Source organism: Kitasatospora sp. NPDC058406 (assembly GCF_042722765.1).
GTDB lineage: Bacteria > Actinomycetota > Actinomycetes > Streptomycetales > Streptomycetaceae > Kitasatospora.
In genome coordinates, this window is the sequence record NZ_JBHXKE010000064.1 from 19,116 (window position 1) to 27,033 (window position 7,918).

11 protein-coding genes are annotated in these 7,918 nt (G+C 71.3%); 2 read left to right on the forward strand and 9 right to left on the reverse strand.

Annotated features, from left to right (window positions below; all coding sequences use genetic code 11):
- Positions 1 to 94: 94 nt before the first annotated feature.
- From ACFWOG_RS15125 to ACFWOG_RS15145, 5 genes are all read right to left on the reverse strand, one after another.
- Complete coding sequence (locus tag ACFWOG_RS15125) at positions 95 to 736, reverse strand: peptidase inhibitor family I36 protein (protein WP_329952466.1); 642 nt, start codon at positions 734 to 736, stop codon at positions 95 to 97.
- A 115-nt stretch (positions 737 to 851) separates the two neighbouring features.
- Positions 852 to 1,871: a CU044_5270 family protein gene (locus ACFWOG_RS15130; RefSeq protein WP_329952465.1), complete on the reverse strand. Its 1,020-nt coding sequence runs from the start codon at positions 1,869 to 1,871 to the stop codon at positions 852 to 854.
- The gene (locus tag ACFWOG_RS15135; RefSeq protein WP_329952464.1) at positions 1,868 to 2,482 is read right to left on the reverse strand and encodes an RNA polymerase sigma factor; all 615 of its coding nucleotides are present in this window, start codon (positions 2,480 to 2,482) and stop codon (positions 1,868 to 1,870) included. Before ACFWOG_RS15135 ends, ACFWOG_RS15130 begins: the two co-directional genes overlap by 4 nt.
- A gap of 111 nt (positions 2,483 to 2,593) precedes the next feature.
- A complete protein-coding gene (locus ACFWOG_RS15140) occupies positions 2,594 to 2,779 on the reverse strand; it encodes a DUF397 domain-containing protein (protein WP_380358496.1) in 186 nt (61 codons plus the stop codon).
- Between the two features lie 4 nt (positions 2,780 to 2,783).
- On the reverse strand, positions 2,784 to 3,647 hold the full coding sequence (locus ACFWOG_RS15145) for a helix-turn-helix domain-containing protein (protein WP_380358499.1): 864 nt from the start codon (positions 3,645 to 3,647) through the stop codon (positions 2,784 to 2,786).
- A 270-nt stretch (positions 3,648 to 3,917) separates the two neighbouring features.
- Between ACFWOG_RS15145 and ACFWOG_RS15150 the strand changes: the two genes are divergently transcribed.
- Together ACFWOG_RS15150 and ACFWOG_RS15155 are read left to right on the forward strand one after the other, a co-directional pair.
- Complete coding sequence (locus ACFWOG_RS15150) at positions 3,918 to 4,280, forward strand: ATP-binding protein (RefSeq protein WP_355399204.1); 363 nt, start codon at positions 3,918 to 3,920, stop codon at positions 4,278 to 4,280.
- 31 nt (positions 4,281 to 4,311) lie between these two features.
- On the forward strand, positions 4,312 to 4,446 hold the full coding sequence (locus ACFWOG_RS15155) for a hypothetical protein (RefSeq protein ID WP_329883660.1): 135 nt from the start codon (positions 4,312 to 4,314) through the stop codon (positions 4,444 to 4,446).
- Between the two features lie 117 nt (positions 4,447 to 4,563).
- Here ACFWOG_RS15155 and ACFWOG_RS15160 read toward each other — a convergent pair whose 3' ends face one another.
- From ACFWOG_RS15160 to ACFWOG_RS15175, 4 genes are all read right to left on the reverse strand, one after another.
- On the reverse strand, positions 4,564 to 4,965 hold the full coding sequence (locus ACFWOG_RS15160; protein ID WP_380358503.1) for a hypothetical protein: 402 nt from the start codon (positions 4,963 to 4,965) through the stop codon (positions 4,564 to 4,566).
- A gap of 320 nt (positions 4,966 to 5,285) precedes the next feature.
- The gene (locus tag ACFWOG_RS15165; protein WP_380358505.1) at positions 5,286 to 5,639 is read right to left on the reverse strand and encodes a hypothetical protein; all 354 of its coding nucleotides are present in this window, start codon (positions 5,637 to 5,639) and stop codon (positions 5,286 to 5,288) included.
- A 165-nt stretch (positions 5,640 to 5,804) separates the two neighbouring features.
- The gene (locus ACFWOG_RS15170) at positions 5,805 to 6,707 is read right to left on the reverse strand and encodes an aminoglycoside phosphotransferase family protein (protein WP_380358508.1); all 903 of its coding nucleotides are present in this window, start codon (positions 6,705 to 6,707) and stop codon (positions 5,805 to 5,807) included.
- Positions 6,708 to 6,811: 104 nt separating this feature from the next.
- On the reverse strand, positions 6,812 to 7,918 hold a 1,107-nt coding region (locus ACFWOG_RS15175; RefSeq protein ID WP_380358510.1), incomplete at its 5' end, for a serine hydrolase domain-containing protein.

Sequence of the window (7,918 nt, forward strand, 5' to 3'; positions counted from 1 at the left end):
CGCAGGAACCCGGGCCCGCAGGACGAAGGCCGAGGGCCGGCACCCGGAAGATCGGGTGACCGGCCCTCGGCCTTCTCCGTGCGGTGGTGCCGGGTCAGTTGACCGTGAGGTAGTCGACCCGGTCGTTCCAGCTGCCGCCGTAGGGGTAGCCCTGGGCGGAGAGGTCGTAGCAGCCCCATCCGAGGTAGAGCGACGGGTCCGGCTGGAGGGCGCGGTCGTCGTAGAGGGTCGCGCCGCTCGCGTTGTAGGCGCAGGCGGAGCTGGCCCGGTCCCGGAAACCCCAGTCGGACAGGTACTTGGTGCCGAACTGCGACCAGCGCAGGGCGGCACCCGTGTAGTTGGAGTGCTCCCAGATGCAGACCCAGCCCGAGGAGCAGTCCGCGTCGGTCAGTGAGGCTCCGGCGGCAGGCGCCTTCCGCGAGGTCTCGGCCGAAGCGGGATCGATGGTGGCGAGTGCCTGGTCGGCCTCGGCGATGCTGTCGTGGCAGTAGACGGCACCGCCGGTCACCTCGGTGCAGACGCGGGCGCCGCCCCAACCCTGGGAAAGGTCGATCTTCTTGCCTCTATAGGTGGCGATCACGGGCTTGGACGGCCTTGCGTCCGTCGGATCCGCGGACTGCCTGACGTCGGTGGCCTGCGCAGACGCGTCTGCGGGTGCGGCCACGGCCGTCGGAGCCGCCAGCGCGAGTGCGCCGGCGACCGTGGTGACGGCAGCGAGCGTGCGGAATGTACGCACGGTCAACTTCCCCCCTGCTCGGTTGTGTCGGTTCGGTGCTGACACGACCCAACGCGGGATTCGCCGATCACACAATAGCTGCAGCGCAGTCCGGTCAATGGCTGACCGAATCGACTCAGGGGGTTGCTTCCTGGGGTGCTGCCTCACCGGGGGTGTCCACGATGCCCCAGGCGACGAGGGCCGCGGAGTCCACCTCGTCCCCGGATTTGCCCCACGGGCCGTCCTTGATCAGGACCGTGCGGGTACCGAGCAGACGCATCGTCTGGCGGTCGAAGATCCACTCGAAGCGTTCGCCGTTGTGGACGCGGGCCACGGCCACCCCGCGGCGGCCGGCGGCGTCGACGGCGTCGTCGACCGCCACCACACCGGGGATGCGGGCCGCCGCACGGTAGAGGGCGGCGCTCAGTCGCGGCGGCACGACCGTGCTGCGCAGGAGGTCGCCGATCGCGACGAAGGACTCCTGGTCGGGCCCGGTGGTCGAGTCGGAACCGCGTCCGTGATCGCGCACGGCGTCGGCGTGGATCTTCCTGAGCAGCAACTCGGGGTCGGTCGGAAGGGTGGCCAGCAGGCGGTAGGAGGAGGACGTCAGGAGGGAGCCGTCGAGGGCGGAGAGCGGTTCGTCGGCGCCGGCGTGACGGGTCAGCCCGGGCCGGCTGCCGTCGACGGAGGCCCACTTCTCGGCTTCGGTGGTGGTGGTGCCGCGCCGCATCGTGCCGTCGGCGGACTCGCTGAGCGAGGTGGAGTGGCTGACGGTCCTGAGGTAGGTGTACTGGGCGTCCCGGACCGAGGGCTCGGGGCCGGACCAGGCGACCCGGGCGGCCCGGTCGAGAAGTTCGACGGAGGCCGCGGTGGCGGGGGGCGTCCGGTTCGCCGAGGCTCCGGTGCCCTGGGTGAGGGTCACCGCCATGAGGGTGGCGGCGGTGCCGACGGCGGCCACCAGGGCGAGGCCCCGCCAGCGGGAGGTCAGGGCGGCGAAGGGACGTGACCGGTCGAACTCGTCCAGCAGGAACTCGCGGCGGGCGGCCATCTGGTCGAGGGACGGGACCGGATGCGGGGGCGGGGGCAACAGGCGGGCCAGTTCGCGGCGCTCGCCGTGCTCGTCCCACCTGTCGTGGTCGGTGGATGCGGTGTTCATGGCCGGCTCTCCTGGTGGTGCCCCACGGGCTGACGGCTGGCGGCGAGGTGGTGGGCGCGGTCGTGCGGTGGCTCCGGCGGGTCCTCGGTGTCGACGATCCGGCGCAGCTTGTCCCGCACGCGGGAGAGTCGGGAGCGGACGGTGCCCACGGGTATGCCCAGGGCGCGGGCGGCCTCCGCGTAGCCCAGCCCGGACCAGACGACGAGGGTGAACACCTCGCGCTCGGGGGCGCCCAGCTGGTCGAGGGCGCGCACGGCGGCGGCGGCCGTGTTGGCGTCCGTGATCCGGCCGACCACCTCGTCGGCGAAGTCGGGGATCGGGTCGCGGCGGGGGAGGCGGGACATCGCCTCGCGGTGACGGCGCGCGGTGCGGGCCGTGTTGCGCAGGACGTTGGTGGCGATCGCCAGCAGCCAGGCACGGGGGTGCAGGACCTCGTCGCGGAGCTTCTTCCGCAGCCGCCAGGCTTCGAGGAAGGTCAGGGAGACGATGTCGTCCGCGAGGTCGCGGTCCCCGGTGGATCTGTAGGCGTGCGCGAAGACCGTGCGCGCGTGCTGATCGTAGAGCTCGGCGAAGACCTGGCGGTCGCCGGGCTGCGCCTGCTTACTGGACAAGGAGGACTCCACGCAGATCTGGTGTCCGCAGCGGGGGAGTGGTTCCAGGGAATGTTGAGGAGATGTGGACGACCGGTGCCTCCCGGGAGGCACCGGTCGCGCCGGAGCAGGTCAGACGTCGAACTCGCCGTTGCGGATGCCGGCGAGGAGGTCACGCCACTCGGTGAGGGTCAGCTCGGCTATGGAGGAGGGTTGAAGACTGCTCCGGACGTAGACCGTGCCGCCTGTCACAGCCACCTCAGGGCAGCTCGCGCCTTCGCCACATGATTCAGGGCGCTGCCAACGGAGGTTATCCATCGTGCTAGATCTCTTTCTTGAGGAGTGCGATGAAGTCGCGCGACTTGTTCGGAGGCAGGGATCGATCGGTCATCGTCTCGATGATGTGGTGGTAGTTCTCCAGTTGCCGCTGTTCATGCAGGAACACGGGGCCACCGACGGAGTCCAGTTGGACGGTGTCGAGTCGTGGCACTGGTCCGCTCGCGTAGATGATGCCTTGCCCAGCACCCTTGAAGCCGTTCGATTCGAAGAGGACCACTTGCAGGGTGACGTGCGGAAGCTCGGTGTACGTCAGCAACTGCTCCAACTGCCTCAAGGTGGCCTCGCGACCCCCGAAGCGCATCCGTAGGGCAGCCTCATGAACGACTGCGGAGTATGGCTGAGCGCCCTCGGCCATCAGAGAAGCTGACCGCTGGATCCTGTTCTCCACGCGAGATTCGAGCAACCGTGGCGACAGCGGAGGATAGACGTCCTGGAAGATCGCTCTTCCGTACTCCTCTGTCTGCATGGCGCCCGGGATGTGGCAGACCTGGTAGGTGCGGATCCCTTGGGCGAAGTGCTCCATCTCGGAGATGTCCAAGAACCCGGTCGGCACCGAGCCCCGGTACTCGTTCCACCATCCGCGATGTCGCTCCTCCGCCATGATGGACAGCGCATGGATGAACTCGCTGTCGCTCTCCTCGTAGTCCGAGGCAAGAACGCGCACGCGCTCCGAGGTGACCGGGTAGTACCCCTTCTCGATCTGCGTGATCTTCGTGCGATCGAGCCCGAGGAGCGCGGCGGACTGGGCTGTCGTGCGGCCGGCGCCGTCGCGCATCTTCCGCAGTTCGATACCGACCCGTTCCTGCCTGACTGTCGGGGTGGTTCGTGGTGGCATGCCCTCAAGCATCCACCTTGATCCCTTGGCCGGTCCAGCAATCCCCCGATCGAGTGAAGGAGGGGGAAGAAGTGCCCGCACGTGTGCCACTCATGGCCTACAGTCGGTGATGCATCGCTCACCGGACGGATTGTCATCAACGTCCCGGATCAGGGCAGTTGGTACCTGCTGCCCGGGCACCGAAGAGCACTCGTGCGCGGCGTCGCCATCGCCGCCGCGACCTTGCTCACGGCGACGCACCCCGTTCTGGTGTGCCCCACCTGCACCGCTGGGAGACTCCCCATGTGTAACCTCAACTCCCCTTCCCTCACCATCGCCCGAGCCGCGCTCCGGGACGCCATGGTCCGCAGCGGGTTCCACCCCGAGGCCATCGCCGACGCCGAGCTCGCCCTCGCCGAACTGATCGTCAACGCCTGGCGGCACGGCCGGACCACGTCGCCCGTCGTCCTCGTCCTCGTTCTCGACCGGACGCTCCGCGTCTCGGTCGGCGACGACTCCTCCGACTTCCCCGAACGGCGAACGCCCGCCGGCCTCGCCGAGTGCGGCCGGGGACTCCAGCTCGTCGACGGCCTCACCCACCGCTGGGGGACCGAACCGCAGAAGCGCGGCAAGATCGTCTGGTTCGAACTGGATGCCGCCGCGTGAACCTCCCCACCGTTCCCGAGGGTTGGCCGCCGTGCTCGGGCTGCTGATCCTCGTCATCGCGGCAGCCGTCGTCGGCGCCGTCTGCCAGGTCCGCACCCAGGCCCTCCGTGATCGCCACCACGATCAGGACGCCTCCGCCCCCGAGCGGACCCGCATACCCGACTGACCTGCCGACCCGCCACGTCCTGCGGCGCGTCCGGTTCACGCGCCCCCGCCGTCGGGCGGGGGCGCGTCGGTCGTTCAGCGGTGGCCGCCGGGTTCGGCGTCCGGGTGTGCCGTCGGATCAGGGGGTCGTGCAGACGGCGTACGCCCTGATGGACTCGTCGACGTTGTTGGTGTTGGTCCCGCGGACGATCCAGGCGCTGCCGCTCGGGTAGGAGTCGGTGAGGAAGATCCTGAAGGCGCTGGTCGTGCCGCCCCCACCGGTGGGCACCTGGCCGGACGGACAGAGCACGGCCGCCGACACGTTCTGCCCCGGGTGCACGACGACCGAGTCGCCGGTGACCTGCGTGTGCGCGGACAGTAGGGACGCGTCGGCGGCGGCCTGGTTCCCGGGGACGACGACGGTCGGCTTCTCCTTCGGGCGGGCGGCCCCGCGGTCGTCGGCGGTGGCGATCGCGGCGCCTCCGACCAGGATTCCGACGGCGCCGAGCGCAGTCAGGGCGAGGGGGATCGTGCGGGCCATTCCGGCCTCCTGAGGTGTGGGCTTCGACCTGTGCCGACGAGGGCGGTGGCACCCTGCGCCGACTGCGATCAGTACCCGACCCGCTCCCGCCGCCGCCGTCGGGCGCGGCGACCGGCTACCCGAGCGGAGGAACACCGCCCCTCGGCCGGTCTAAGAACTCCTCACACAAGGAGCCACCGGACATGACTGCCCGCCCTGTCACGCCCACCCCGGCACCGGCGAGGTGTGGGGGCGTGCGACTGCCCCCGAGGTGGTGCGGCGCGAGCTGTGGGAGGTCGAGGACGGGTGTGGGAGCGGATTCGAACCGCCGCCCTTCGAGGTCAGGCAATGCCGGCTTTGCGTTCCGTCAGTTCGTAGAGCTCACGGTCCGGAGCCCGAAAGTGCAGGTACCGCTCACGTTCGTTCTCGCCGATCGGCCCTACCTCGACGCCCGCTTCGCGCAGATCCGCCGCCGCAGCGTCGAGATCGTCCACGAGGAAGCCGACGGACCGGGGCGCCCCCATCCCGCCGGGCGAGGCCACGGCGAAGGTCGACCCGTCGGGCAGTTCGAACAAGTCGGCCTCAACGCCGCCCACCTCAACACGGGGCAGGCCCAAGGTGTCGCCGAGGAAGTCGGCCATCTGAGAGCGGTGGGGTGTGGACGTGCCCGCGAAGACGAGGCCGAGGATGCGCATGCCGTCATACTCTCCCAACTCAACTACCCCAACGAATCATTTGGTTGAGCCCTCACAGCCGCCTCGCCGTGGCGGAGGGCTTCGGGCCCACCGCCACGGGCGTCGAACGGCGTCGGCACGTGGAGGCGGGCGGCCGACGGTCCGGCGACACCTGCGCCGCGCGCTTCAGCTCTCCTCCAGCACCGCCCGGATCACGTGCCGGGCGTTGGCCGCCATCAGCGGGTTGGTCTCCCGGTAGTACGGCAGCGCCCCCAGTGCCTGCGCGAGTGTCCGCCCCCTGCCGCGCCGCCAGGTCGCGTCGTCCACGTCGAGCGCCTTGCGGAAGACCTCCCGCCCCTCGGCGGGCAGCAGGTTCCAGGCCGGGAACATGTCGCAGGCCGGATCGCCGACGCCCGCGCACCCGAAGTCGATCACCGCCGTGAGCCGGCCCCCGGCGTCCACCAGCAGGTTGCCCGGCATCAGGTCCGAGTGCAGCCACACCGGCGGCCCGTCCCACACCGGAGCCCGCAGCGCGTCCTCCCAGACGGCGGCCGCGGCGTCGCAGTCGACGCCCTCCTCGGGGAGGCCGCGTAGTTCCTCGATCGCCTCCCGGGTCGACTCGTCGAGCAGCCGGACCGGCCCGCCCCGGTAGGCGGCGGGCCCGCCCGGGAGGGTGATGCTCCGCATCGCCGACACGAACCCGGCCAGGTCCTCGGCCAGCGGGACCGGCGCGGTCAGCGCGCCGGCCTCCGGGTTCCTCCCGTCCAGCCAGCGGTACACCGACCACGCCCACGGATAGCCCTCGGCGGGCCCGCCGAGGGCGATCGCCGCCGGGATGGCCGTGGGCAGGAGCGGTGCCAGGCGCGGCAGCCACTCCTGCTCCGTGGCGACGTCCACCTCGCCCCAGTCGACGAGCGGCAGCCGGACCACCATGTCGTCGCCCAGCCGGTACATGGCGTTGACGGTGCCGCCGGACGGGAAGCCCCGCACCGGCAGCCCCGCCCACTGCGGGAACCGACCGGCGACCAGTCGCCGTACGAGGTCCTCGTCGATGGCGTGCTGACCGGGGTGCAACTGCCCTGTGCTCATGGGACACCATCCGACCGGCGGGCGGCGACGGGCGTCAACCGCTTTTCCCCCCGCCCCGTCCGGTCCGCCCCGTCCGGTCCGCCCCGCTCGGTTCTGGGGGCCGGTCAGCGGGTGGCCGGGCCGAGCTCCACGCGAAGCTCCGGCCCGGTGCCCGGGATCGCTCCCACGAGCGGGGGAGTCCCGGCGCCCGGGGCCACACCGGCGCCCGCGACCGGGCCGCACAGCGTCTTGGCCAGGAGCGAGCCGATCGCCTCGCCGCTCGCCGAACTGTCCGTGCCCAGGTACGGGTTGTGCGACAACGCCAGCTGCCGCCGCCCGTCCCCGGTGCCGACCAGCAGGGTGCTCCACCCGGGAAGGCCGCCGTCGTGGCCCCAGGCCGCCTCGCACCCCGGGCCCAGATCGATCCGGAACACACCGAGGCCGTAGCGCAACTCCGGCGTCGAGGTTTCCACCGTGTCCGTCAGCGAGGCCAGTTGGGCCGGCCGCAGCAGCTTCCCGCCGAACAGGGCGGCGTGGAACCGGTTGAGGTCGGCGGTGGTGGAGATGCCGTTGCCGGCCGCGTCCACGACGGTCGTGTTGTACCGGGTGACGTCGGCCGGTCCGGCCGGCATCGCGGCGTAGGCGTGGGCGTGCGGGCCGCCGAGGCCGGTCTCGGATCCCGGGAAGGAGGTGTCCTCCAGGTGCAGGGGCCGGACGATCCGCCGTTCGACCTCGCGCTGCCAGGTGTGGCCGGTGACCTTCCTGATGATCATCCCGGCGAGGACGTAGTTGGTGTTGGAGTAGTGCCAGCCCTGGCCGGGCGCGAAGTACGGCGGGTGCTCGGCGGAGACCGCGGCCAGCTGCTGCGGCCGGTAGTTCCGGTAACGCCACGTCCCGTACACGAAGTCCTGCAGTTCGGCCTCGGTCTTGACCAGGAACCGGTCGTCCTCCGTGAAGTTGAACAGGCCGCTGGTGTGGTTCAGCAGCTGTCGGACGGTGATCGCGCCGCCGTTCGGGACGACGCCCGGCAGGTGGCGCTCGACCGGGTCGTCCAGCCGGATCCGGCCCTCCCCGACGAGCTGGAGCACGACCGTCGACACGAACGACTTGGTCACGCTGCCGATGCGGAACCGGCCGTCGCGCCAGGGGGCGGGGGCCGAGGGCCGGGGGGGGGGGCGCGCGGCGCCCCCCCCCCACGGGCGGCGGGGGGGGGGGGGGGAAACGAGGGCCGG